We start from the raw sequence: 358 nt of genomic DNA, 5'->3' as shown, positions 1-358 counted from the left end.
AGCTGCCGGCGCGCGCCACACGGCCGACGATCTCGTGCCCCGGCATGCAGGGATAGACCGTGTTGCCCCACTCGTTCTTCACCTGATGAATGTCCGAGTGGCAAACGCCGCAGAAAAGGATGTCGATCTCGACCTCGGTGGCCTGCGGATCGTCGCAGGTGAAAGGCGTTGGCCGCAGGCGGCTATGGGCGGTGCGGGCGGCGTAGCCGATGGCGTCGGGCATGGGGTTCCTTGGCGTTGGATGCGAGCGCTTCAACGCCGCGGCGGCGCGCACGCCGCATCACCCTCCCGCGACGCCCGCGCTCTGGTGTTTTCACGCGTGCCGGGTTTCATTGGCGGCAACGTCACAGCGCAGAAC

At 67.3% G+C, this 358-nt stretch carries 1 protein-coding gene; it reads right to left on the bottom strand.

What is annotated here, in order from left to right; all coding sequences use genetic code 11:
* Nucleotides 1-223, bottom strand: a 223-nt coding sequence (locus R5H29_RS13925; RefSeq protein ID WP_332329305.1) for an alcohol dehydrogenase catalytic domain-containing protein, incomplete at its 3' end; no start/stop codon positions are given.
* Between the last annotated feature and the right edge of the window lie 135 nt (nt 224-358).

The sequence above is a fragment of the Stenotrophomonas sp. A3_2 genome (genome assembly GCF_036624925.1).
Taxonomy (GTDB): domain Bacteria; phylum Pseudomonadota; class Gammaproteobacteria; order Xanthomonadales; family Xanthomonadaceae; genus Stenotrophomonas; species Stenotrophomonas hibiscicola.
The sequence above is the reverse complement of the archived record's forward strand: the minus strand, read 5'-3'. Positions and strand labels throughout refer to the sequence as shown.